The organism is Bythopirellula superficialaquae, assembly GCF_059632245.1.
The window spans coordinates 4,288,495-4,313,506 of the sequence record NZ_CP197426.1 but is presented as its reverse complement, the minus strand read 5'-3'; the positions used below and the strand labels follow the sequence as shown (position 1 = coordinate 4,313,506).

20 protein-coding genes and 1 tRNA gene are annotated in these 25,012 nt (G+C 55.9%); 10 read left to right on the top strand and 11 right to left on the bottom strand.

All coding sequences use genetic code 11. The features are described 5' to 3' along the window. Positions 1-23 precede the first annotated feature (23 nt). Positions 24-1,586 (bottom strand): citramalate synthase, encoded by a 1,563-nt coding sequence (gene cimA / locus SH678x_RS17840; RefSeq protein ID WP_496919808.1) that lies wholly within the window; start codon positions 1,584-1,586, stop codon positions 24-26. 518 nt (positions 1,587-2,104) lie between these two features. Between cimA and SH678x_RS17835 the strand changes: the two genes are divergently transcribed. Continuing rightward, positions 2,105-3,718 (top strand): SPFH domain-containing protein, encoded by a 1,614-nt coding sequence (locus SH678x_RS17835; protein ID WP_496919807.1) that lies wholly within the window; start codon positions 2,105-2,107, stop codon positions 3,716-3,718. Positions 3,719-3,794: 76 nt separating this feature from the next. Here SH678x_RS17835 and SH678x_RS17830 read toward each other — a convergent pair whose 3' ends face one another. The 3 genes from SH678x_RS17830 to truB all read right to left on the bottom strand — a co-directional run bounded on the left by SH678x_RS17830 (position 3,795) and on the right by truB (position 8,963). Continuing rightward, positions 3,795-4,517, bottom strand: coding sequence for a hypothetical protein (locus tag SH678x_RS17830; RefSeq protein WP_496919806.1), 723 nt, complete (start codon positions 4,515-4,517; stop codon positions 3,795-3,797). A 275-nt stretch (positions 4,518-4,792) separates the two neighbouring features. Further along, complete coding sequence (locus tag SH678x_RS17825; protein ID WP_496919805.1) at positions 4,793-7,711, bottom strand: FtsK/SpoIIIE family DNA translocase; 2,919 nt, start codon at positions 7,709-7,711, stop codon at positions 4,793-4,795. A gap of 388 nt (positions 7,712-8,099) precedes the next feature. Continuing rightward, positions 8,100-8,963 carry a tRNA pseudouridine(55) synthase TruB gene (gene truB / locus SH678x_RS17820; RefSeq protein WP_496919804.1) on the bottom strand — a complete coding sequence of 288 codons (864 nt, stop codon included), beginning with the start codon at positions 8,961-8,963 and terminating at the stop codon, positions 8,100-8,102. Positions 8,964-9,042: 79 nt separating this feature from the next. Between truB and rsmG the strand changes: the two genes are divergently transcribed. Both rsmG and SH678x_RS17810 read left to right on the top strand, forming a co-directional pair. Then, complete coding sequence (rsmG, locus tag SH678x_RS17815) at positions 9,043-9,702, top strand: 16S rRNA (guanine(527)-N(7))-methyltransferase RsmG (protein ID WP_496919803.1); 660 nt, start codon at positions 9,043-9,045, stop codon at positions 9,700-9,702. 157 nt (positions 9,703-9,859) lie between these two features. Next, on the top strand, positions 9,860-10,174 hold the full coding sequence (locus SH678x_RS17810; RefSeq protein WP_496919802.1) for a DUF3467 domain-containing protein: 315 nt from the start codon (positions 9,860-9,862) through the stop codon (positions 10,172-10,174). A gap of 76 nt (positions 10,175-10,250) precedes the next feature. Here SH678x_RS17810 and SH678x_RS17805 read toward each other — a convergent pair whose 3' ends face one another. Continuing rightward, positions 10,251-10,589: a tetratricopeptide repeat protein gene (locus SH678x_RS17805; RefSeq protein WP_496919801.1), complete on the bottom strand. Its 339-nt coding sequence runs from the start codon at positions 10,587-10,589 to the stop codon at positions 10,251-10,253. Positions 10,590-10,892: 303 nt separating this feature from the next. Here SH678x_RS17805 and lpxA point away from each other — a divergent pair, with 303 nt between their 5' ends. Together lpxA and SH678x_RS17795 are read left to right on the top strand one after the other, a co-directional pair. Further along, the gene (lpxA, locus tag SH678x_RS17800; RefSeq protein WP_496919800.1) at positions 10,893-11,756 is read left to right on the top strand and encodes an acyl-ACP--UDP-N-acetylglucosamine O-acyltransferase; all 864 of its coding nucleotides are present in this window, start codon (positions 10,893-10,895) and stop codon (positions 11,754-11,756) included. Positions 11,757-12,054: 298 nt separating this feature from the next. Continuing rightward, a complete protein-coding gene (locus tag SH678x_RS17795; RefSeq protein ID WP_496919799.1) occupies positions 12,055-14,007 on the top strand; it encodes a RecQ family ATP-dependent DNA helicase in 1,953 nt (650 codons plus the stop codon). 53 nt (positions 14,008-14,060) lie between these two features. Here the strand turns inward: SH678x_RS17795 and SH678x_RS17790 are convergent, their stop codons facing one another. Genes SH678x_RS17790 through SH678x_RS17780 form a run of 3 tightly spaced genes read right to left on the bottom strand, consistent with a single transcriptional unit; the run spans position 14,061 to position 15,313 of the window. Continuing rightward, positions 14,061-14,495, bottom strand: a complete 435-nt coding sequence (locus SH678x_RS17790; RefSeq protein WP_496919798.1) for a universal stress protein — start codon at positions 14,493-14,495, stop codon at positions 14,061-14,063. Between the two features lie 12 nt (positions 14,496-14,507). Next, positions 14,508-14,987: a CBS domain-containing protein gene (locus tag SH678x_RS17785; RefSeq protein WP_496919797.1), complete on the bottom strand. Its 480-nt coding sequence runs from the start codon at positions 14,985-14,987 to the stop codon at positions 14,508-14,510. Positions 14,988-14,998: 11 nt separating this feature from the next. Beyond that, positions 14,999-15,313 (bottom strand): BON domain-containing protein, encoded by a 315-nt coding sequence (locus SH678x_RS17780; RefSeq protein WP_496919796.1) that lies wholly within the window; start codon positions 15,311-15,313, stop codon positions 14,999-15,001. A gap of 207 nt (positions 15,314-15,520) precedes the next feature. On the opposite strand from SH678x_RS17780, the gene SH678x_RS17775 reads away from it, so the two are divergent. Further along, the gene (locus SH678x_RS17775) at positions 15,521-16,984 is read left to right on the top strand and encodes a sigma 54-interacting transcriptional regulator (protein WP_496919795.1); all 1,464 of its coding nucleotides are present in this window, start codon (positions 15,521-15,523) and stop codon (positions 16,982-16,984) included. 176 nt (positions 16,985-17,160) lie between these two features. Then, positions 17,161-17,607 (top strand): hypothetical protein, encoded by a 447-nt coding sequence (locus SH678x_RS17770; protein ID WP_496919794.1) that lies wholly within the window; start codon positions 17,161-17,163, stop codon positions 17,605-17,607. Positions 17,608-17,697: 90 nt separating this feature from the next. On the opposite strand, the gene ppdK is transcribed toward SH678x_RS17770, so the two are convergent. Next, positions 17,698-20,361, bottom strand: a complete 2,664-nt coding sequence (gene ppdK, locus SH678x_RS17765; protein ID WP_496919793.1) for a pyruvate, phosphate dikinase — start codon at positions 20,359-20,361, stop codon at positions 17,698-17,700. 304 nt (positions 20,362-20,665) lie between these two features. Between ppdK and SH678x_RS17760 the strand changes: the two genes are divergently transcribed. After that, a complete protein-coding gene (locus SH678x_RS17760; protein WP_496919792.1) occupies positions 20,666-21,265 on the top strand; it encodes a CPBP family intramembrane glutamic endopeptidase in 600 nt (199 codons plus the stop codon). Here SH678x_RS17760 and nfi read toward each other — a convergent pair. Together nfi and SH678x_RS17750 are read right to left on the bottom strand one after the other, a co-directional pair. After that, complete coding sequence (gene nfi, locus SH678x_RS17755; RefSeq protein ID WP_496919791.1) at positions 21,220-21,906, bottom strand: deoxyribonuclease V; 687 nt, start codon at positions 21,904-21,906, stop codon at positions 21,220-21,222. The two genes, SH678x_RS17760 and nfi, sit on opposite strands and share 46 nt — an antisense overlap. Positions 21,907-22,040: 134 nt before the next feature. After that, complete coding sequence (locus SH678x_RS17750) at positions 22,041-23,609, bottom strand: hypothetical protein (RefSeq protein ID WP_496919790.1); 1,569 nt, start codon at positions 23,607-23,609, stop codon at positions 22,041-22,043. Positions 23,610-24,080: 471 nt separating this feature from the next. Between SH678x_RS17750 and SH678x_RS17745 the strand changes: the two genes are divergently transcribed. Together SH678x_RS17745 and SH678x_RS17740 are read left to right on the top strand one after the other, a co-directional pair. Next, a complete protein-coding gene (locus SH678x_RS17745; RefSeq protein WP_496919789.1) occupies positions 24,081-24,749 on the top strand; it encodes a redox-sensing transcriptional repressor Rex in 669 nt (222 codons plus the stop codon). A 145-nt stretch (positions 24,750-24,894) separates the two neighbouring features. After that, positions 24,895-24,965: transfer RNA gene (locus SH678x_RS17740), tRNA-Gln, on the top strand. Positions 24,966-25,012 lie beyond the last annotated feature (47 nt).

The following is a 25,012-nucleotide window of genomic DNA, read 5'->3' as shown; positions in this document are numbered from 1 at the left end:
GATCGGCAGCGGGACGCTGCCGGCTAACTCTTGTTGTCCTTGCAGAGTTTATACTCGATGCTGTCGACAAGGGCTTGCCAACTGGCTTCGATGACATTCTCGTGGACGCCAACGGTGCCCCAGGTGCCGGTGTCGTCTTGGGTTTCGATGACGACGCGGACGCTCGCGGCGGTGGCAGCGTCGGAGTTGATCACACGCACTTTGTAATCGACGAGGTGCATCTGGTTGAGGCTTGGGAATTGACCGTTGAGTGCTTTACGCAACGCGGCATCGAGCGCATTTACGGGGCCGTCCCCTTCGGCGACTTCATGAAGTTGCTGGCCGTTGACTGAGAGCTTGACCGTGGCTTCGGTGATCGGCGTGCCATTGCGGTTGACGACGCTTGTGCGATAGTGCATCAGCTCGAAGTGGGGTTTGTGAATTCCCGCCGCTTTACGAACGAGCAAATCAAACGACGCTTCAGCGGCTTCAAATTGATACCCGCGATTCTCAAGTTCGACTACCTCCCGCAGCACGCGGTCCATCAGGGCCTTGTCGTTCTGCAGATTCATCTTTGTGGCGAGCGCGATGATGTTCGACCGGCCGGAAAGCTCGCTCACGAGGATGCGGCGTTCGTTGCCGACTTTCGTGGGGTCGATATGCTCGTAGCTCGACGCGATCTTCGCCACTGCGTGGACGTGCATGCCCCCCTTATGAGCAAATGCGCTGGGGCCGACAAAAGGCTGATTCACGCGGAAGTGCATGTTGGCGATTTCATACACATAGCGCGATAGCTCGGTGAGGTGTTCCGGGCCAAAGCCGTTAAGAACTTTGTAGCCTTTCTTCTTGAGGGCAAGATTCGCGACCACCGAAACCAAGTCGGAGTTGCCACAACGCTCGCCTAGCCCATTGATCGTGCCTTGCACTTGGACGGCACCCGCATCGACGGCGGCCAGCGAATTTGCCACCGCGAGTTCACAGTCGTTATGGGTATGGATGCCGAGAGGCTTGTCGATTTTCGCGCCGGCCTCACGGGTGATGGCGGCGATTTCCTCGGGCATCGTGCCGCCGTTGGTGTCGCACATGACGATGATCGAGGCCCCGGCTTCCGCAGCGGCGCGGATCGTTTGAGCGGCGTATTCGGGGTTTCGCTTCCAGCCGTCGAAAAAGTGTTCCGCATCGTAGATCACGTCGCGGCCTTGTTCGCGCAAGTAAGCGATTGTCTCGCGGATCATCGCCAGATTCTCTTCCAAGGAAACACCAAGCACTTCGGTGACTTGGAAATCGGAAGTCTTGCCGACGATCGTGACAACGGGTGTCTGGGCATCAAGAAGTGCCTTCATGCCGACATCCTCGCCCGGTTTCATCCCCTTGCGGCGCGTCATGCCGAAGGCGCAGACCCGGCTGTTCTTAAGCGGTTTTTCGGCGATGCGCTGAAAGAATTCGGCATCTTTGGGATTCGACAACGGATAACCACCTTCGACGAAATCGAATCCGAATTGATCGAGCCGCCGGGCGATAAGAACTTTGTCCTCAAGTGAAAAGTTAACGCCTTCACCTTGGGCACCGTCGCGGAGAGTGGTGTCGTAGATTTGGATGTGTGTCATAGATCTGGTCCGGACTGGTCGCTTAAGCGACCACTCCAACTAAGGAATAAAAAAACCCTGAAGCCTTGAGGGCCCAGGGTTGTCGTGTGGTTCGGTTGTCTGCCGACTTCAACCCCGAGGCTTGCCGCCAATAATAATGCTGATCGCAATAATCTCGATACTCATTCGCGAAATCGAGTTGGAAGCGACGGACAGCATGGCAAGTTTCGGAGAATAAAGGGTGTTTCGGCTGATTACCTAAGTTTACCTGCCCGTGGGGGCGGAAGCAACTCAGGGGCCCTTTGGCGGCCTTGGAAGGGGCACGGGCTGCCATTCCAGACTCGCATTGTGAAGGAAAGGTTCAGCGCGAAGTCGCTAAAATCGTTATATTCCTTTCCCGTGGCAAAGGCGAATCTGTGCAAGACCGCCTGCACTGCGGCGAATACGCTCTCAAGGGACCGAATTACGGCAGGAAGTCGTGGGTCCTGGGCCTGGCTGAGCTAAGTTTGTGCAAGCCGATTTTAAGGGGGGAAATGAATATGTCTTTATTGTTTGTCATTGTGGGTGTTGTGTTGTCTGCCATGATCGTGGCGAGTGTCGCCAAGTTGCAGTCTTTTGAACTGCGCTTGGCAGGTTTGCTCGTGGCATTTTTGGTGATGATGTCGTTCTTCACGTTGGCATCGTTTCGCTTTGTGAGCGAGAACCAAATCGGCGTCGTGACCAAGAACATTGGTTTCACTTCGTTGCCACCAGGAAAGATTATTGCCACCAATGGCGAAAAGGGCCCGCAGGCGCGCATTCTGCCGCCGGGCTGGCATCCTTGGTATTGGCCGTTCATCTACGACATTGATATCACCGAAGTGCAAACCGTTCCCGCAGGCAGCGTCGGAATTCTCAATGCGTCGGACGGCAAGCCGTTACCGCGCGGCACCGCTTATGCGCCCGAGTGGGAAGAATCCAAAGAAGGATTGATGGCGCAGGACGCCGAGTACTTTTTGGGAGAAGGGGGCGGCTATAAGGGCCCCCAGACTTCGGTACTCAAGCCGGGGTCGTATCGTATCAACCCCAAGCTGTTTGAAATGAAGATTGAACCAGCCACGACGATCGAAAAAGCGACCGTGGGCGTCGTAAAGTCGAATGTCGGCGATAGCTCGGCAGCCGTTGAAGTCGAAGGTCAAGAAGCGATGGCCCGGCATTTGGCGGCTCGGGGTCAGCGGGGTATTTGGCGCGAACCACTTCCTGAAGGTCAGGAGTACATCAATCCCAAGGCGTATGAAGTCACGAAGATTTCCACTAAGAAGCACATCGTGCTGTACACGTCGCGGCAAGGTCCACGGTCTGATACGGCTGAAGAGCGGGAAATCATGGTGCGTACGTCCGACGGTTTTACGTTCCCCGTCGACGTGCGCGTGGAGTTTGAAATTCATCCCGAGGATGCACCGCTGTTGGTGGCCACGGTGGGTGACGATCAAGAAGGTTTGCGGACCGTGATGGATTCCGCCGTGCGAGCGATCTTCCGTAACAATGCCGAAGGGGTGAAGGCGCTCGACTATGTGAAGCAGCGTTCGCACCAGGAAAGTCAATCGGAATCGATGCTCAAGGACGAATTGAAAAACATCGGCGTGACGATCACGGCCGTGCGGATTGGCGACGTGGGCAATGAGGAGACTCTTGGAGCATTGCTGAAAACGCAAACCGACCGCGAAATCGCATTGCAAGAGCAGGAAACTTTCAACGAGCAGCAGCGTGCCGCCGAGCAAAAGAAGCAACTCACCAAGACCGAGCAAGAGGCCGAGGAAGAAAAACGCCTCGCGACGGCGGCTTACGCGGTGAAGATCGCCGAGAACGATAAGCAGAAACAGGTAATCGCCGCCCAGGCGGAAGCCGAGGCCGTCGAAATCAAAGCCGAAGCCCAAGCCGCGGCTTACAAGTTGATTGCCGAGCAGATCGGCAGCGACAATGCCGCGCTGGTGGAGCTCTTAAACATCGTGGGCGAGAAGAACATCATGATCACGCCACGGGTGATGGTCACGGGGGGCGGAAACGGCGCTGAGGGCCAAACGACAGCTCTGATTGGCACGATGCTTCATTCGATGGTGGAAGATGCACCGGAGCAGCAGAGGGCCGCGCCGCGGGCTGCAGCGCAGCGGTAGTCGTATTGACGAAGAAATACAATAAAAAACCTCAGCCATGTGGCTGAGGTTTTTTTAATGATGTGTTGAGTTTCGATTATTTTCGTGATCTGTAAGTGGCCAATCCACAAACAGCAAGCACGCAAAGAGCGAGACTTGTTGGCTCAGGAACGCCGCCAAAAGGATCGAAGCCGGGAACCACGGTGATCCAACCGCTGTCGTTGCCACCGATCGATTGAACGTGAGCACCTGTCAGGTAAGGGCCACCGACACCGGCATTACCTGGTTGGCTTTTGAAGTTGAAATCAGCAGCAATCAAACCAGCAGCGCCACCGCTTCCCGTGATGGTGTACTCGGCGGCTTCACCGGCGCCAAAGCGTTGTGTACCGCCTCCGGCTCCGCTCGTGGAGAAGCTGAACTCGATGTCATAGCTGGCGTCAGGCCCAGCCGAAAAGGAATTAATGAGCTTACTGATCGTGGGGCTCGTGAAACTGCCGGTCTTAATCGGCGCGCTGAATGTGATGTCGGATGGTGAGAGCGCAGGATTGAGATTGAACGTCCATTTGCTGACAAACTCGCTTCCTGTCAGATTCGAAGCGACGAGTTTCAGCTTGACCGTGCCGGGAGTGCCTTCGTCGTCGAAAATGGCAGTGAGCCAGGGAGCTGATCCAGCGGGAGATGTTCCATCGCTGTACTCGATCGACAGAGGAAAAGTCATCACGGTGGCGGACAATGGTGACAATTGCCATGTTGAGAAGATTGCAATTGCCGGTGCAAGAACTGCTAACCGCAGCCATGCACGGAATGGGGTCGGAGTCATTAGCGGTGCCCTCTATGCTAAACGTCAAACGAAGTTGGACACACCGGGTGTGTGGCCAATATTGCGCTAGGGACAAGAATTGGCGACGCGAGAAAATCCCTAAGCCATGCGCGGGAGAAGTAAAAAACGCTTCTGCATTCAGGGTACTATGCGTCACATAAATTCACAAGAAAATTCGAACGATGAGTAGCATTTTTATACCCGTCCCCTCCAATGGGGGCGGGTATTTGATGTTGATTAGCAAATGCCGGGATTAGCAAGCGAGTCAAAGCGGTTTAAGCCCCCTCTGCAAGGCGGGTGTTTTCAGATTCTTCGTCATCTTCGCCTTCGTCCCAGAGGTCTTCTTCATCGGATTCCTCGGTGTCGGAATCGAGTTCGTCTTCTTCCTCGTATTCGTAGTCTTCTTCGTCTTCGGTTTCGTTGTTGACTTCATCCTCACCGCCCGCTGAAGCGGGCTCGCCGGCTTCCTCTTCTTCGTACTCGTACTCTTCGTCGTACTCGGCGTCTTGAGTCTCGTCGACTTCGGATTCGGATTCGTCTTCGACTTCGTAATCGAGTTCCGAGGGGTCTTCGACTTCATCCTCCTCGACGCCAACCCCGCCGCCTGCTGAAGCAGGCTCGCCGTCTTCGATGTCGCTAGGTTCGTCTGTGCCGGGGACGACTTTGTTCACGCGCTTGGGCTTGGGCGGAGTTGTTACTGCAGTTGTTGGACCAGCCGTGGCTTGTTCAGCACCGCCGGATTGCATGGCCTCCCAATCTTCGATCGAGATCGCCACTTCACGCGCTTGCGAACCGTTGTATTCGCCCACAATGCCGTCCTCGGCCATGAAGTCAATCAAACGGGCGGCACGGCCGTAACCGATTCCTAAGCAACGCTGCAACAGCGACACGCTGCCACGACGCTCGCGGACCACGATATCGACGGCGGCTTCATACAGCTCATCGCGATTCTTGAGTTGTCCCGGCGTGCTGGCGGCTTCTTCTTCGTCTTTGGTCTTAAGCTCAATGAGTTCCTTGGCGAACTGCGGCGCATCGGTACCGACAAAATCGACCACGCGGGTGATTTCGTCGTCGGAAAGGTACGTCCCCTGGCCACGGAGCAACTGGCTTGTTCCCGGTGAAAGGAACAGCATATCGCCGTTGCCCAAAAGTTTATCCGCGCCCATTTCATCGAGCACCACGCGGCTGTCAGTACGGCTTGCGACTTGGAAGGCAATGCGCGCCGGCAAGTTCGATTTGATCAAGCCGGTGATGACGTCGACGGTCGGTTTCTGCGTGGCGAGAATCAAGTGGATGCCCACGGCACGGCTCTTTTGGGCGAGCCGGATAATGTGCTGTTCCACGTCTTTGCCGGCGGTCATCATCAAGTCGGCGATTTCGTCGGCTACGATCACGATGAACGGCAACTGCTTGGGAATCAATTCCCATTCGGCTTCGCTCACGGGATCGATCCGCTCGCGGAGTTCTTCGTCGCTCAGCTGATTGAACACGGTGATGTGGCGAACGCCCGCCCGAGCCAACAGCGCGTAGCGCTCTTCCATCTTGTCGACCGCCCAGGAAAGTATCGCCTCGGCCTTCTTCATATCGGTCACGACCGGATGCATCAAATGCGGCAACTTGCGATAGCCGCTGAGCTCCACCATTTTGGGGTCAATCATCAACATGCGAACTTCATCGGGACCGCGGCTCATCAACATCGACAGGATGATCGAGTTGAGGCACACGCTCTTACCGGTACCGGTGCGGCCCGCGATCAGCAAGTGCGGCAGCGAAGTGAGATCGACCACGAGCGGATTGCCCGAGACGTCTTTGCCCAAGTAAATGGGGATCTTCATCCGTCGGGCATGGCCGTTGGATTCTTCGATCACTTCGCGCAAACGCACGAGTTGGCGGTTTTCGTTGGGGACTTCGATGCCGACGGTATTCTTGCCGGGAATCGGTGCGACGATACGCACGCTTGGCACGCGGAGCGCGATCGCCAGGTCGTCGGACAGGTTCGTGATCTTGGCTAAACGGAGCCCGGCTTCGAGCTGCACTTCGTACTGCGCGATCACGGGGCCCGTTTCGATCTCAACGACCTTTACATTGAACCCGAAGTTCTTGAACGTCTTTTCCAGGATGCGAGCCTTGCGGCGGACTTCCTTCTCGTGCTCGTCGTAGCTGACATTTTCGGGTTCCAGCAGTAGATCGAGCGGCGGGAGTTCGTAATCAAAATTCGTGTCGGGCTGACGTAGGTCGGCGGCATCGAGCTGGCTGATGACTTCTTCGCGCTCGCTCTTTTTGAGGAGACTCTTGCCTTTGCCCAGGCCGAGTTTTTCTTTGAGGGATGGGGGGGCTTGGGGTTGTTCTTCTACGGGGTCATCACCGCCCGCTGAAGCGGGCTCGCCGGGCTCTTCTTGTTTGGTGGCGGGGGTGCGGACTGTTAGCTCGACCTCTTCCTCTTCGGGGGCTTCGGCGTCTTCTGATTCCTCATCTTCGTATTCGTATTCCCATTCGCCCTCGTCAGACGATTCCTCTTCGTAATCGTATTCGTACTCTTCGGAGTCTTCTTCGATGCCATTTTCGACATCAGTGGCGGGGCGTTTTTTGTTGGCTGCTTTTAGGGATTGGCCGACCTGACCCAATGTGGCGATTCCACGGCCCGAGGCGACGGTTGTCACCGCGGCCACGCGGAACAGGAAGTAATCGGTACACAACAGCCACCCAGCCAGCAACACGCTGAGTGAAAGAATGTAAGCGCCGATGGTGGCGAAGTGCGATTCCAGCAGGGCGCTGCCCATCGCGCCTAAGAATCCGCCGGGGCCGATTTCGGGGCCGGGACTGCCCGCGGGCATCACCATATTAGAAAGCGTGCTCAGAGCCAACAACGAAAGGGCCCAGCCAACGGCACGCACGATCGGTTGATCGATACCACGCCGCATAAGCAGCACAACCGACAATACGGAGAGCGAACCAACGACATAGTAAGCCCCGACACCGACGCTTTCAAACAAATAGTGCGAGACGTACGCGCCGATGGGGCCGACGGCGTTCGCGAACTCAGCGCGAGCGGGCAGCACCAGCGTGCTGGGAGGATCGAGCGGATCGTATGTGAACAGCGAAATGCCCACCAACGCCGTCACTGCCAAGAGTGCCAGCGTCATCAGGTCGATTCGCAAACTACGGTTTTCGAACATCAGTGGTCTACGATCCATGGTCTCGTCCGCTCTGCCATCATGACAGTCGCGAACCGATCGCGGGGCCCATCCGTGCCCGAAGTGTTTCCCTGGTTGTCCATCCTGGTGTCATCTTGTCAACGCATCGCTCGCGCAGACGCGTTGGTTCTATTCATTTCGACACGCCGCGAGTCGGCAGTCCAACTTGTGTCCCGTTCGCGCTACGGATTCCCTGGCAGGGAGGACTCCTAGAACGGAAGTGGCAGGCACAACCGGCAGATGCGGCTCGCATGTTGCTTTCCAATTTCAGCTCAAAGTGCAAGAGATTGGAACGGCGATCAATTATTCACGAGGAATGGTCGCTCTTGTTCCCGAATTCGTGTGCCTAGCGCTCAAGTGTGAAGAGATACCGGCGCGGAAATAACGATCATGCCGACGGGGCAAAATTGATGTGCGGTCTGAGCAGGCCGGGCGACTTGGGTGTGAGCAAAGCGATCAAGTTGCCCTGTTCATCAAAGGCGGCACATTCGGTTTGTAAATCGCTCGAAAGCGGTCGGCCGTAGCGCAATTCTTGGAGTTGTTCGCCGGACAATTCGAAACGGGGCAGATGGTTCACAGCTTGGGCGGGAGATTGAAGGTGCTCTTGAATCTGATCCAGCGTTAAATCGTTGACAGAAAGTGCATCATCAACGCGAAACGCGCCAATTCGCGTGCGCGTGAGTTCACTCATGACGGCAGCGGTGCCCAAACGGGCTGCCAGATCGCGGCCCAAGCTGCGGATGTACGTGCCGCTGCCGCAGCGGATCATCAGTTGAAGTTGGGGGTATTCGTAGTTCGTGATTTCGATCGCGTGAATTTCGACGGGGCGGGGAGTGATCGTAAAGTCCGCACCTTTGCGAGCGAGGGCGTAGGCGCGTTGGCCAGCGATCTTCACTGCGGAATAGGCGGGAGGAATCTGGTCAATGCGGCCGAGAAATTGTGGCAAGGCGGCTTCGATTTCTGACCGTGTAGGGACGGAAGCAGCAGCAAGCTCGGTGATCTCGGTTTCGGTATCGTCGCTGGCGCTGCTGCGGCCGAGTAAGAACGTGCCGCAATATTCTTTGGGCAATTGCTGGATGTATTCGATAAGCCGCGTGGCTGGTCCAACGCAGATGACGAGTACGCCCGTGGCCAACGGGTCAAGCGTACCGGCGTGGCCGACCTTAAGCGGGCGGACGTGTTTCTGGATGCGGTTGACGGCATCGCGCGACGTCCAATCGGGCGGTTTGTTGATGTTGAGAATGCCGAACATAAGCGCTAAGCCACAAGTGGCCGAAATGAATTTTTAGGGGCACAGTGCAAGCGCCGCGGGTAAATCATATACTGGTTTTATGACCGACGAAACGTACACCACCGACTTGGCCACCGCATTGCGTGATGTGGGGATTGAACTCACCGACGAGCAAATTAAAACGCTAGATCGTTACCGCGAGTTGTTATGGCAATGGAACGAACAACTGAACCTCACGAGGCATACGACACTCGAAAAATTCGTCACGCGCGACGTTGTCGATAGTTGGGAACTCGCGAAATTGATCGGCAAACGCGAAAGAGTTCTCGACATTGGCACCGGGGGTGGCGTGCCGGGATTGATCATTGCGATCTGCCGCCCTGATTTGCGGGTGAGCGTTTGCGAGTCGATGCAGAAAAAGGCCAAAGTCGTTGAGGCGATGGTCGTGGAACTCAACATTCCCGTGTCGGTTTACGCCTGCCGGGCCGAGGAAGTGCTAGAACTGCAAACGTTTGATACGCTTGTCGCACGGGCCGTTGCGGCGCTGGCGAAAATCTTGCGGTGGGTTGAGCCGCATTGGAAAGCATTTGATCGGTTGCTTTTGATCAAGGGGCGTAAGTGGGTTGATGAACGGGGCGAAGCGCGACACTTGGGATTGTTAAAAAAACATGAACTTCGCAAAGCTGCAACTTATCTGACACCCCGCACGGATGCGGAAAGTGTGATTCTGAGCGTCACTCCCGCGGCGAAAGGGAAATGACCCTAAGGCCGTGTCGGAGGGCAAACGTCACCCGATTTCAGCAGCGATTCTCAGGGATGGAATTTGGCCATCTAATTGCTTAAACTTGCTGATTCACTTTTCCAGAGCCATTTAAGAGTGGCAAACGTTCAATAGACAAGCGAATGGAGAAATACCCGTGGCCGACGAAAAACAACCTGCTTCCGAACAACAACGCGTGCAAGTGGACGACACCCACGCTTCGACGTCTTATGCCAATTTTTGCCGCGTGACCGGCACGCCCGAGGAATTGATTATCGATTTCGGCTTGAACGCGCAGCCGTTCGGCGTGCCCTCCGAGCCGGTGATCATTACGCAGCGTTTGGTCACGAACTATTATACCGCCAAGCGTTTGCTGCACGCTTTGCACTTGTCAGTGCAGCGGCATGAGCAGGCCTTCGGCGTGTTGGAAGTCGACGTGCAGAAGCGCGTCGTGGCGAAGCCGCAAGCGTAAATAAGTCGTGAGTAGCGAGTTTCGAGCGGCGAGTTTTTAGAATTCGCAACTCGTAACTCGCGTCTCGCAACTCTTCTCACATTCCCGAACTTAATTGTCGACTGCGTTCCATGGCGTCTTCTGCCATGCGAATGTAATCCATGTTGCCGGTGCCCGCGTAGGCGCGCTGATAGGTGACGCTCAGCGCGGTGTAACTAAACGGGTCCATCGGTTCGAGCTCCGCGACGCGCTTGGCGTGTGCGAGGGCTTCTTCGTGCTTGCCCATTTTTTGCAGCACGACGGCGAGTGCCGAGTGGCCCAGCGCGAATTCTTCGTTCTTGGCGATCGCTTGTTCGAGCTTGCTGGCGGCCAGTTCGAGTTCGCCCGCCGCTTTGTGTTGATCCGCTTCGTCGTAGAGTTTGTGTTCGTCGCTCATGATTCCTCCCGCACAGTGCCGCCTTTAGCTTGATTCACAGGTTGTCTGCAAGCGTTGAGTTTAACGCGCGATAGCACTCTTCGCCCAGGGGTCCGTTGCACTAAGTCTTTACCAGAATGCGATTTCACGCTGTTGCTAGCACTCCTCGCGGGTTGTCACACCCGCGGTTGAATCAAAGACCAAATCTTAACCCCCTATAACCCATGCATCCGATATTACCAGCAGTGAATGATTCGCCGCGATCACGCCATCCCGCCGGAATGATCGCCTACCGCCAAGCTTTCCACACGAGGACCCATCGTGATGATCCACCCGAGCGCGATTGTGAGCAGTGAGGCACGCATCGGTGCCAACGTTGAGATTGGCCCGTTTTCGATTGTTGAGCCCGGGGCCGAAATCGGCGACCGCACGCGGCTCGTGGGCCACGTTACGATTAAATCGGGTGTAAGCGTTGGTTGTGAAAATATCGTTTGCGAAGGGGCCGTCATCGGCGGATTGCCTCAACACACGCGTGCCCCCGAAAAAATCGGTGGCGTACGAATCGGCAATCGCAACACAATTCGCGAACACGTGACAATTCACCGTGCCATGCACGAGGGGCATCACACCACGATCGGCGACGATTGTTTGGTCATGGTGGGAGCGCACATCGCCCACGACGGCAACATCGGCAACCGCGTGATTTTGACCAACGGCGTCATGCTGGGTGGGCACGTGCAAGTGGGCGATCGGGCCGTGCTGGGTGGCAACGCGGCGGTACATCAATTCTGCCGCATCGGTCGGTTGGCGATGGTCGGCGGTTGCACGAAGGTCGTGCAAGACCTGCCACCATTTGTGTTGACCGATGGCGGCACCGCACTGATCGTCGGTTTGAATCGCGTGGGCTTGAATCGGGCCGGCGTCACCCGACCTGAAATTTTGGAGCTCAAAGCCGCCTACCGCGTGATTTACCGCGAAGGGCTGACATTCAACGAAATGGTCGAGACGCTCGAACAACGTTTCACTCAGGGAATCGCCACGGAGTTTGCCGAATTCTTCCGCACCGGCACGCGTGGTTTCATTCAGGAACGCCGCAGCCCGCCCCGGGTGGCTCTGCGGATCCATCCGGCCGTGGACGAAGTGGAAACCGAAGCACCCGCGACGACCCCGTTCCGCAAAGCCGCGTGAGTTGGGCCAGTAACAACAAGAAAATCAAACGCCCAAGGGATTGCAAACCCTAGGCGTTTTTCGTTTCCAGTGACAGCAGCTTGTCACTCTCCAGTGGAATTGTGCGGTTTTCCCGGCAAATTCCGCGTTTTTTATCTGCCCGTAGCGATCTGGAGTTTTTTGAGTGAATTGCTTGTACTTCCTTTCTCAGCCGCTATGATAATCCGCTATGTGAACAAATGTTCATAGTGTCATTTGTTGAGTGCGTCGCGCGGCACGACGTTTTACGCAGTCACTAGCTCAGCGGAGAATTGTTACCATGCTTGCTTCGCCACCCCGTCGTCCGCGCACATCTATGGAAGAGGCTTACGAAAAACTTCGCGAGGTCTTTGGCTTTGAACGATTCCGAGCCGGCCAGCATCAAGTGATCACGCATTTGCTCGAAGGGGAATCCTCGGTCGCGATCTTTCCCACTGGGAGCGGCAAGAGCCTCTGTTATCAATTGCCGGCATTGCTCTTTGACGGTTTGACGGTGGTAATCTCGCCATTGATCGCGCTGATGAAAGATCAGATCGACTTTTTGCGGGAGCGCAATGTTCCTGCTGCGCGGCTTGATTCAACGATGGAACGCGAGGAAGCGATTCAGGTTTATGAAGATTTGCGGCAGGGTCGTATGAGGTTGCTGTACGTTTCGCCAGAAAGGTTGGGCAATGAACGATTTTTGCAGTTACTCGAGCATCAAAAGATTGCCTTGCTGGCCGTTGATGAAGCGCATTGCATCAGCGAATGGGGGCATAATTTCCGGCCCGATTACTTGCGAATCGCCGCGCTTGCCGAACGGCTCAAGGTGAAACGGGTCTTGGCACTGACCGCTACGGCGACCCCCGACGTGGTGAACGATATTGCCAAGGTGTTTGCGGTTCCCGTGCACAATGTCGTGCAAACGGGATTTTACCGCTCAAATCTGGAACTCCGCGTAACGGCATGCGTGGAGCGCGAACGTAAAAATGTGTTGCTCAAGAAATTGGCGGAGCGGTCGCCGGGACCAGCCATCGTGTACGTCACGTTGCAGCGCACTGCTGAGCAGATCGCGGGTTTGCTCGCAAGCCAAGGCCATGCGGCGCGAGCCTATCATGCCGGCATGAAAACCGAAGAACGCAATGAGGTGCAAGATGACTTTATGGCGGCTGACGACATGATCGTTGTCGCCACGATTGCCTTTGGCATGGGCATCGACAAGTCCAACATCCGCGCGGTGTATCATTACAATCTTCCCAAGAGCTTGGAAAGTTACATGCAGGAGATCGGCCGCGCGGGGCGTGACGGTCAACCGGCCGTCTGCGAGCTGTTGGCCTGCCGCGACGATTTGGTGACGCTCGAAAATTTTAGCTACGGCGACACGCCCACCCCTCAAGCTATCGAATCTTTAACAAAAGAGTTGCTGGATGGGGGCGATACGCTGGAAGTCTCCACCTTCGATCTGTCGGCACGGCATGACGTCCGTGAGCTGGTGGTTAAGACGCTACTCACTTATCTGGAACTCGAAAAGATTTTGCAGCCGACGGGGCCGGTTTACACGGAATTCAAATTCCAGCCGCGGAAACCCTCGGAGGAGATACTCCAGAAGTTCGATCCTAAACGCGCGGAATTTTTGAAGAACATCTTTCAATGTGCCCGGACGGGAAAGACTTGGCTCAGCATCGACGTTGTGGAGGCTGCCAAGAAACTCGCCGAAAGCCGCGAACGGATTGTGTCGGCCCTCGATTATTTGGATCAGACAGGCGACATCGTATTGCAAACCGCGGGATTACGTTACGGCTACAAAATGGTACGGCGTCCCCATGATTTGCAGCCTGTTTTGCAGCATTTGAACGAACGCTTTGCCCGTCGCGAGGAGCAAGATATCAGTCGCTTGCGGAAAGTGGTGGCGCTCGCGGAATGCGGTGGGTGTTACACGCGTTATCTGTTGGAATACTTCGGCGAGCAGCGCGAAAACTGCGGACATTGCAGCCGTTGTGACGGAGCTAAGAAACAGATCATGCCCCCAACGGCCGGGGCGGCAATTGATGGAGCAGACCGCGCGACTGTCAAACAGCTGATCGCCGAGAAGCATCATTCTCTGCGGAGCCCGCGGCAGATTGCGCGATTTTTATGCGGTATCACTTCACCCGCTACGACCAAAGACAAGTTGCGCAAACACGCCGCGTTTGGCAGATTGGAAAGCGTGCCTTTTGCTCAAGTGTTGGCTCTTGCCGAGAGCGCGGCCGGGTAGCGCTACTCCTTGCGTATCTTCCGGCCGCGGGACGGCATAACTTTGAGTCACCTTCACTCGCGAATGACCAATACGGGGCAGTGAGCCAAACGTACCACGCGCTCGGCGACCGAACCAATCATCAATCGCGCTAATCCGGTCCTGCCGTGCGATGGCAGCACGATCAGATCGGTGTCGTGTTCTTCGGCATATTTAGCGATTTCTGTGGCTGGCGAGCCGAAGAGCACCTCAAAATGGACGTCGGAGAAGCTCTTATCAGGAAATTTCTTGTGCAGCATTTCCACGAGTCGCTCACGGCGTTTTTCATCGCTTTCGAGATTCCAGCCGATGACCAAATCGCTTTCCGCCGGTGTTGCTTGTGGGGCGACGTGCAGAACGGTGAGTTGCCCTGGATTGTCGACGAGATTCCGCCAGTTCTCAACAACTTGGGCCGATTCCTCGGAAAAATCCGTGGGCACGAGGACGTGTTTAGGATGGAGAGCGACCATGGTGTGCTCCTTTCATTCTTCCACCACCGCAATCAGCGTGGCGACCAGATCGAGACTTGTGAGAATGCCAACCGGCCGGTCGAGTTCATCGACGACGATGAGCCGGTGAATATGTTTGTCGCACATGGTCCGCGCGGCTAGCAGCAGCGATGTGGATTCGCCGATCGTTTGCACTCCGGGCGTCATGTGACTCCGCACGAGATCGTGGCGCATTTCTTCGATGCAGAAAGCGTCATAGGATGACCCACTCACGAGAACGTGCCGGGTTTGTGTGCCCTCGAGTTCTTCGGCTTTGGAGTGAATGAAATCCGAGCCACTGATCACTCCGATGCACTTGCCGCGCTCGTCAACAACGGGGGCACCCGTGATGCGATGCTCGCAAAGCACGTCGGCGGCTTCACTGAGAGTGCTGTTGGCGCTGATGGTGATAAGACTGTGCGCCATAGCGTCGGAAACTTTCAGGCTTTTCAGACGGTCTGCGGAGGCAATCATGGGTCTGTCTCCTAAAGATGAGTGGTTATGCTACTGAGCCCTCGCGGCGAAACAACGTCGACTTGGTTGACGATGTGAGTTACGCCGGGAACATTTTTCATGATCGTTTGCAAAACTTGTTTAAGGTAAAACGAAGGGAGGCGACCGGAGAGTATCAGGGTGTCATTAACAACTTCCACCGTCAGCGAATCCCAATGACCCCTGAACGAGTTGTGCCTCTTGAGCCGGTCGCAGGCCTCGGTTTCGATCTGTATCTTGCGCGAGTCACCAATTCCCTTTGTGCAAGGTCTCTGATTGCACCAGGCGTCGTCGCAAGAGATCGACATAACCAAGCCCTCCCTCCGCGTGCTCGGTTTACCGAGCTCTGATCAATAAAAGAGCAAGTCGCAGGCCACAGGCTCGCGGGGCATTTTTCCCTGGAAATACCGCGAGATTGGATTGTAGGGCGTGCTATTCCGCACGTTCCAAGCTTCGTTGACACAGTTGGAGTGCCGAGCAAGACATGTTACAAACAGGTAAACATGGGAGTTTTTATGCTGAGCACTTCATTTGATAAATATTGCGAACTGCAACGCTACGTGGGTTGGGATGCCGTTGATTATCAGCGGATCACCGCCGTTCGTGACGTCCTGCTGGCGCGTTCCGACGAAATCGTCGACGATTTCTACCATCAGATTGGCTTGCATCCTCGCGCGGCGGAAGTCATCCGCGGGGGCGAAGCGCAAATCTTGCAGCTCAAATCGACGCTGCGCTTGTGGCTGCGGCAACTATTGACCGGGCCGTACGACAACGATTACGTGGTGCTGCGAACCAAAGTGGGTCAGCGGCACGTGGCCATCGGGCTCGACCAGGTTTACACAAACGCGGCTCTGTCGCGGATGCGTCAGGCACTTGGCCGGATCACATCGGAAAACTGGCAGGGAACGCCGGCAGAGCTCTCGTTAACGTTGGGATCCCTGAATAAGCTGCTGGATTTGGATTTGGCGATCATTGAGGATGCCTATCAGACCGAGTTCGCGGCTCAGCAACAGCGATTAAGCAAAGAGAATTTGCAACTGCGAACCGTGTTGGAACGGGAACAAAAGACCATACCGATGGTTGGCAATAGCGAGCCGATGCAGGAAGTGCTACGCCTGATCGATCGCATGGCTACGACTGACAAGCCGGTGCTGATTCAGGGGGAAAGCGGGACGGGTAAGGAACTCGTCGCCAAAGCAATTCATCGCGCGAGTCGATTTGCCGACAAGCCGCTGGTGGTGATCAACTGCGCGGCGCTTCCCGAAAATTTGCTGGAAAGCGAACTTTTCGGCCATGAAAAAGGGGCCTTTACCGGTGCAGTGGCCAGCAAGCCCGGTTTGTTTGAAGTGGCTGATGGGGGGACGTTGTTCATCGACGAAATCGGTGAGTTGGCTGGTGGGTTGCAGGCGAAACTTTTGCGCGTGCTGGAAGATGGCTCGTTGCGGCGAGTTGGTTCCGTGAAAGAACGCCGGGTAAGCGTGCGATTGCTGGCGGCGACCAATCGCGATCTGGGCGAAGAAATTCAAAAGGGCCGGTTCCGCGAAGATTTGTACTACCGCATCAATGTGCTGACGATCGTGATGCCGCCGCTGCGGGATCGACAAATGGACATCCTCCCGTTGGTCAGGCATTTTGCCGGACGTGATTGGGAATTAGATAAGGAATTTCAGCACGTCATCGAGAACTATGGTTGGCCGGGCAACATTCGCCAACTTCGAAATGCCGTCGAACGGGCCAAGATTCTCGCCGATGAGAATCGGTTACTAGCTGTCAATTTACCGCCGGAAATTATGCGGACCGGTTTAGAGGCAGCAAGCCAACGACCAGGGCCGGAGTCGGATCTGGAAACGCTCAATCGCCATCACATCGCCGATACCTTCAAGCGTTACCAGGGTAACAAGGCGCGGACGGCGCGGGCCTTGGGCATCAGCCGCCGCACACTCTATCGGCTGCTTGAAAAGCACGACATCGATTCCTAGTGGCGGGCCCGATGTGGCGCGCCCTCGAATCTTCGGCTGTGCGTCCTGGCACAGCTAGAACTTGAACTTCGGCATTTCCCGGGGTTTTCCTGTCGATGGCACTGTTGGCATCCCATTTGCGAAATCATGTATGTGCCATTCCACTTCGGCAATGCATCCGCAGAGACGAGGTCACTATGTATGCCGGTCAAACATGGAACGTGATGAATTTCAAGCCGAGACAGGGGAACACATTGCTCAATTCCTTAATCGATGCCCTGGAGTCTCGCCTAAATTCTCGCGAACCGGCTAACCGGAGCTTGGTTTCTTTGTTTAACTCGTTGGCTTCCCACTTGGAAATGTATTTCGAGCTGGAAGTTCCGGAAGAGAATTTTGCGGAAGCGGCCCGTCGGTCGCCTCAATTTGTGGCGGAAGTGAAACGTCTTGAGGCCGAGCGCAAAGCCCTGTTGGCTGAAGTCGACCTCATGATCGGCTTGGCCAAATTGGCTTTTGTCGAGAAGCGCGACGTGGACGTCCTGACGGAGCGGTATCGTTTGTTCCAACGCCGATTCGCCGAACACGAGGCGGCGGAGAAAAAGCTGGTGCAAGACGTGTTCGCCGCCAACCCCGCGTTGGATGGATGACGTTCGATAAATTGTGCCGAGGTGGCGCATGAAAAACGCCCAGGGGTTGAAACCTCTGGGCGTTGTCGTTTTTACATGCAATCTTGGCGATTACTTGCCTTTGCCGAGGGCGGCCTGTGCGGCGGCCAAACGGGCGATGGGTACCCGGAACGGGCTGCACGACACGTAATCGAGCCCTACCTTGTGGCAGAACAAGATCGAATCGGGATCGCCACCATGCTCGCCGCAGATGCCACACTTGAGGCCCTTCTTGGCGGAACGGCCCTTGGTGACACCCATTTCGACCAGCTGACCGACACCCGTGGTGTCGAGCGACTGGAACGGGTCACGCGGCAAGATTTCCTGCTCGAGGTAGTCGGGGAGGAACGTGTTGATGTCGTCGCGGCTGTAGCCAAACGTCATCTGCGTGAGGTCGTTCGTGCCGAAGCTGAAGAAGTCGGCGAGCTCACCGATTTGATCAGCGGTTAACGCGGCACGTGGAATTTCGATCATCGTGCCGATCAAAATATCCAGCTTGCCAGTGTACTTCTTTTCGGCTTTGACTTCTTCGATAACTTGCCGTGTGCGATCGCCAAGCAACTTCAGCTCCGCGGCGGTACCCACGAGTGGAATCATGATCTCTGCCTGAGCATCGATATTCTTCTGCTTGCAGGCGATCACGGCTTCCGCGATGGCGGTGACTTGCATGTCGAGAATCTCGGGATAGGTCACGGCCAAACGGCAACCACGATGACCCAGCATCGGGTTCTGTTCGTGCAAGGCAAGCACGCGGTTCTTCACGTCGGCACGTTTCACGCCCAAACGCGAAGCCATTTCGGCTTGGCTCTTGTCGTCGTGCGGCAAGAATTCGTGCAGCGGTGGGTCAAGCAAACGAATCGTCACGGGCAGGCCCTTCATGGCGGTGAAGATGCCGATGAAGTCCTTGCGTTGGACGGGCAGCAGTTTCTTGAGAGCTTTCTTGCGATCCTCTTCGTTGCCCGCGAGAATCATTTCCCGCATCGCCGTGATGCGGTCCCCTTCGAAGAACATGTGCTCGGTGCGGCAGAGGCCAATGCCTTGGGCGCCAAAATCACGTGCACGCTTGGCGTCTTCCGGCGTATCCGCATTGGTCCGAACCTTCATAGTGCGGTACTTATCGGCCCAGCCCATAACGGTGGCAAAGTCGCCAGACATCTTGGGAGTTTGTGTAGCCACTTCACCAACCATCACTTCGCCGGTTGAACCATCGATCGAGATGACGTCCTTGTGAGTGTAGACCTTGTTGCCGATCTTGATCTTACGGGCCTTCTCGTCGATTTGAATTTCACCGGCACCCGCGACACAGCAACGACCCCATCCACGCGCGACGACCGCTGCGTGGCTGGTCATGCCGCCCGTGCTGGTCAGAATACCAGCGGCGGAGTGCATGCCGTCGATGTCTTCGGGATTGGTTTCCTTGCGGACGAGCAAGACTTGCTCGCCTTCGAGCGTGCGATCCACGGCTTCGGCGGCGGTGAAGGCGGGCTTACCGACGGCGGCACCTGGGGAAGCGGGGAGACCGACAGTGAGCAAACGACCTTCTTTCTTGGCGGCTTGCTTGGCGACAGGGCTGAAGCTGGGGAGTAGCAACTGCGTGAGGTCACCGGCGGGTATACGCAAAATGGCTTCTTGCTCGGTGATCAGCTTTTCCTTGACCATGTCGCAGGCAATCTTCACGGCGGCGGCACCGGTCCGTTTGCCGTTACGAGTTTGCAGCATGAACAAGGTGTTATTTTCGATGGTGAACTCGATGTCTTGCACGTCGCGGTAGTGCTTTTCGAGCTTGTCCTTGATCGTCATCAGTTGATCGAAGACTTTTTTGTTCCACTTGGCCATCTTTTCGACGGGCTCAGGCGTGCGAATGCCAGCCACGACGTCTTCGCCCTGAGCGTTAATCAGGAACTCGCCGTAGAACTTGTTTTCGCCCGTGGAAGGATTGCGGGTGAAGGCCACGCCGGTGCCCGATTCGTCGCCCATGTTGCCGAAGACCATCGACTGGCAGTTCACCGCAGTGCCCAGCAGGCCGGTGATGTTTTCCACTTGGCGATACTTAACGGCTCGGGGCTGCATCCAGCTCTTAAACACGGCCTCGACGGCAAGTTCCAACTGCTTGAGTGGTTCTTGCGGGAAGGGTTTGCCAAAATGTTTCTTGAAGACGTTTTTGTACTCATCGCACAACTCGACCATGCCTTCCAACGGCACATCGTTGTCGACGGTCGCCTTGTAGCGCTTCTTAATTTTGTCAAATGCGACTTCAAAGTGCTCGTGATCGACGCCGCAAACGACGTCGCCATACATGTTGATCAAACGGCGATAGGAGTCGTAAGCGAAACGCTTATGGCCGGTAGCATTGGCGAGGCCGGCGACCGATTCGTCATTGAGACCAAGATTGAGAATCGTGTTCATCATGCCAGGCATCGATGAGGCGGCACCCGAGCGAACGGAGAGCAACAGTGGAGCCTTGGTGTCGCCGAACTTCTTGCCGAGTTCCTTTTCCAACATGGCGACGTTCTTCTTGACTTCGTCCATCAATCCATCAGGCAACTTGCGACCGCTTTTGTAGTACAGGTCGCAAACTTCGGTGGTGATGGTGAACCCAGGGGGCACCGGGAGGCCGATGCTGGTCATGTCGGCGAGGTTAGCACCCTTACCGCCGAGGAGGGTCTTTTGATTGCCTTTGCCTTCGGTCTTGGTCTTGCCGAAGTAGTAGATCATCTTGGTCGAGTTTTTTGACATTGAGAATGGATCCTCTTAACCGGGAGCGTCGCGATAACGAGTGCGACTGATTCGTTTAATTTTTAAATCGCTAGAGATTTGTCGTTCGTCGATTGAATTGGTAGTTGGCTCTCGCTAGAGTCGTGGGGAATCGCACAAGAGATGCCCAGCGCTGGTGGCTTGAATAGCCCCAGCGGACGTGCATTCGGCAGTTGCCCCCCGGCCAGATCAGATAGGTTTGATCCGGCGAGAAAAATCGAACCGCTTAATCTAATTGGGCCTTGCGAAAGCGTCAAGACTTTGCCGCTTGCGGGGGGCCCTTGGCATGGATCCTATGGAAAACCGCAAAGCTCAAACGGTGGCCATGGCAATGCTGTTTGAGACGGGTTTGGGCTTTGTGGGGGTGCTGATTGCCTGGGCTGCGGGGATCAATTTGGCCAATCAATTGACTGTTTCCCAGGATGCGGTTCTGAGGGGAATCCTAGCCGCCATGCCGATGATCGTGCTTTTGATCGCTTTTTACGAAAGCACGTGGCAACCACTCGTGAAATTGCGCGATGAAGTGGAAAAGGTCGTCGAGGAACTCTTTGTTGGTTGCCGTTGGTTTGAGTTTGCGTTGGTGAGCATTGCCGCAGGATTTGGCGAAGAGATTCTCTTCCGCGGGGCTCTGCAACCGCTGGCCACTCATTGGACGGGTCCGTGGATTGGGGTGCTTGTGGTGGCCCTACTGTTTGGGTTGGCTCATGCGCTGACGCCGACGTATTTCATCGCGGCCACGGTGATCGGCATTTACTTTGGCTGGTTGGCGCTGGCGTACGATGATTTGGTTGCGCCGATCGTGGCCCACGCGGTTTACGATTTCGTCGCGCTCGTGTTCATTCAGTTCCGCGCGGGGAGAGATAATTTCTTGCCTCCCGCCACTTGATGCGCGAAGCGCGTGGGTTCCGGAAGTCGATAGCCACGACAACACGAAAGCACCAACTCCACTGCCGTGGGGAGTTTGATCTTGTGACCAATCGAAATGTACAGCGGTCGGCATTTGTTCTTCGTGCGTAGCACCGAGCCAATCAATTCTTCACGATCCCATAGCTCGGCATGCGAGCCCGCCGTGAGCTCTGGGTCTTCATGCTTTCCGTTCAGGCGAGATTTCGCGCAGCCAATTGTGGGTTTATCGAAGAGTAATCCTAAATGGGCGGCGATGCCCAACCGGCGAGGATGAGCAATTCCTTGGCCATCGACCATGATGAGATCGGGTTCCAAGTGAAGCTTCTCTGCTGCGGCGAGAATCGACGGACACTCGCGAAAGGAAAGCAGCCCAGGAACGTACGGGAACGGTATGTCAGCTTCGTGAACGACGAAGTCGACGGGTTCAAGCGATACGAAATCGAGGACGACAATGGCGGCGATCGCACGATTGTTGCGAATGCTAATGTCGATCCCCGCGACGTGTTTAATACGGCGCAAGCTGGGGGCGTTCTTGGCGCGGACTTCCGTGCGAAGTTTTTCCTGGATTGCACGGGCTTCGGCGGGCGTGACGTTCCAAGGATGGTGGGGCTTGGCTTGCATGCCAGAATGTTAGCGCGCCGGTTGTCATGTTCAAATCGCTAAGACGCAAGCGGCTGGAGGCATAAAAAAAGGTGACCCGGCAAAGGACTGCCGGGTCACCAATTAGGTTGACCAAACCCGATTTCCGCGGCGAACTAGTCGCAGCAGGGTACTCCACAGGAAGGTTCCGCACAGCCGCACGAAGGTTCTGGGCAGTGCACACAGACCGGCACTTGCTTGCAAACCACGCGGGGCACGCACCGAGTCACCGTGTAAGGCACCTGGCGAGGCACGCAACGCATCACTTGGATGGTCTTCTGCTCGCAGACAGGCACGCACACGCTGTAGCACACCGTTTTGGTCCGAGTCTCAGGCACCATGCGGCAGACTTTGTAGCAGCAGGTCTTGGTTTCGGGAACCATGTGGCAGACCTTGTAGCAGCAAGTCTTCACGCATTGCTTGGGCACCATGCGGCAAACTTTGTAGCAGCAGGTCTTGGTTTCGGGAACCATGTGGCAGACCTGATAGCAGCAAGTCTTCACGCATTGCTTGGGGACCATCCGGCAAACCTTGTAGCAGCAGGTTTTGGTTTCGGGCACCATGCGGCAAACTTGGTAGTTGCAGGTCTTGGTCTCGGGGACCATGTGGCACACTTGGTAGCAGCATGTGCGAGTGCATTGCACGGGCACCATACGGCAGACCTTGTAGCAGCAAGTGCGAGTCTCGGGGACCATTTGGCAAACCTTGTAGCAGCAGGTCCGGACGCGGGGTTCGCACACGAACTTGGTGCAGCAGATTTCCTTCGTGCAGCACTCAGGCACCCAAACCTTCTTGCAGCAATTGCGAGGAGGGGCTTGGCAGCAGAGCGTCTTGCAAGGACCTGGGCAATACACGCAACGGCAACGGCAGGGATCCCATGTGAAGCAGCCGGGCTCGCGAACGGTCTTGGTGTAGGTCTTGCCAGGAATCTGATAGGTCTCAGTTTCCCAATGGCCACTGCGGACGGTAATCGTTTTGGTATAGGGAACGGCCTTGCGGACGTAATAGGTTTCTTGACGTTCACGCGTTTCCCACACAGGCTTGCAGACCGTGTAGTTGCGTTGACGGGTTTCCCACACAGCCTTGCAGGTTGTGTAAGGAACTTCACGAGTGCGAGTTTCCCAAACAGGCTTGCAGACGGTGTAGCAGCGGGTCTTGGTTTCCCAGACAGGCTTGCACACGGTGTAGCAGCGAGTTTTGGTTTCCCACACGGGGTGGTACGTCGTGTAGCAGACGTTGCGGGTCTTGGTTTCCCAGACAGGCTTGCACACGGTATAGCAGCGAGTTTTGGTTTCCCACACCGGGTGATACGTGGTGTAGCAGACGTTGCGCGTCTTGGTTTCCCAAACAGGCTTGCAGACGGTGTAGCAGCGGGTCTTGGTTTCCCAGACCGGGCAGCAAACGGTGTAGCAGACTTGTTTCTGTCGTTGTTCGCGTACGTAGCGGGTGCAGTTAATCACCCGATCTTCGCACACACGGTCGTAAACGGTTTTGCAGCACTGAACTTGTTCTTTGTGCCATTCAACACACCGCACCGTCTTCATGACGGTATGGCAGCGTTGTTGATAGCAACAAGGCGTGCAGCCGTTGTAACGTGCGACCCCGCAATACCCCGCCCATGCCACTGAAGGCAGCATTGCCAAGGCGATGGCAGCGAGAGCCCGCACTACAGACTTGGCTCTCATGGTGTTTTCTCCTCCGGAACTAAATGTGGAAATAGAAGGTTTGGTCAAAATGGGACAATTCCCACCCATTGCTGTTTTCGGAATGAACAGACCACCTGCCTTAGCTAGTTGTTGTGTTTTTCCTACATGCTGAACTCAGCCAGCCATGCCTATTCGCTACGACCGAAACCAACCAAATTGCCGGACCGCTAGAGTTGCGTAAAACTGCAACGGATTGGCAGTTTTTGCGGAACATGGCCTTCGCCTGGCGGAGTTACGACTTGAGATGACACTTCACCGGGATTCTGAAAGCCAATAAGGCGGTGCGGGTGCGACTGAGAAAGGCGTAAGTTGTTGGCAGGATTGATGATCGAGCGGATTTCGCTTGCCCCGCTTGCGCGGTTATGGTTAAAGTGATAACTGCGGGGGGGCTTCTCGCGGCTCGCCTTCGTAAGATTTCACTCTCAGGCTATCCCAACCCGAGCTCGCACCTTGCCGAACGAGAACAACTTATCCCGACCCGATCCGAGCGCGATTCCCGAAGCGGTAGTGAGTCGGCTGAGCCTCTATTTGCGGGAATTGCAGCACCTGATCGCCGACGGCAAGGAAACGATCAGCAGTAGCCAACTCGGCCGCCAGTTAGGCTTTACCGATGCTCAGGTCCGTAAGGATTTGGCTCATTTTGGGCACTTCGGCCATCCGGGCATCGGCTATCGCTGCCAGGAATTAATCGGGGCGATCAAGATTATTCTCGGAACCGATCGCGAATGGCGCGTCGCGCTGATTGGCGTCGGTAACTTGGGCCGTGCTTTGCTCGGATATCGCGGGTTTGTCCAGCAAGGATTCCGCATCGTCGCCGCTTTCGATACGGATTCTAGCAAAGCGGGCACGGTGATCGACGGAGTGGAAGTTTGGCCGCTCAGCCAGTTGAGCGAGGTCATTGCAGACAAGCAGATTGAGCTGGGGATGGTGGCGGTTCCGGCTACGCATGCCCAGGAGGTGGCTGATCAGCTGGTGGCCGCCGGGGTGGGCGGAATTGTGAACTTCGCGCCTGTGACCCTCCGGGTCCCTGCGGGTGTCAGTATCGTGGGTGTCGACTTGGCCCGCGAATTGGAGCAGGTGACATTTGCGGTGGCCAATCGGATTCTGCATCCGCAGTAGTGGTGCAGGCTTCTATCCTGTAAAAGTGAACGCCTTACAGCCAAGATGGCGGCCCCACAGAAATTGAAAAATGCTTAGCACTTTCCGAAACGCACCGTTTCTCGTAGATTACCAAGCATGCCAACGACAAAGTGCGTTGGCCCGTTGCCCCGTAGTGTAATGGTAACACTAGGGATTTTGATTCCCTCATTTCAGGTTCGAGCCCTGACGGGGTAGCTTTGTTTTGAAAACCCAGGGATGTCCTCCCTGGGTTTTTGTTTTTG